A 254-nucleotide genomic window follows, 5' to 3' on the forward strand; every position below is an offset into this window, starting at 1 on the left:
ATGGAAATCCGCGAAGGCCTCAAGGCCTATGCGAATTGGCCGACCATCCCGCAGCTCTATGTCCAGGGCGAGTTCGTGGGCGGCTGCGACAGCATCATGGAGATGTTCCAGGCCGGCGAACTGCAGTCCCTGTTGAAGGACAAGGGCATCCCGGTTTCCGCCGAAGCCTGAGCCCCTGCCGGCGGAGGCCTCGTGCCGCCGCCACCTCGGTGGTCATTCCGCCGATCGTTTGTCGACTTGTATTCACAATTGTG

1 protein-coding gene is annotated in these 254 nt (G+C 61.8%); it reads left to right on the forward strand.

What is annotated here, in order from left to right; genetic code table 11:
* On the forward strand, nt 1–171 hold a 171-nt coding region (locus tag AC0IW9_RS31290), incomplete at its 5' end, for a glutaredoxin domain-containing protein (protein ID WP_471652187.1).
* Nucleotides 172–254: the final 83 nt, after the last annotated feature.

The sequence above is a fragment of the Belnapia sp. AC561 genome (assembly GCF_979252845.1).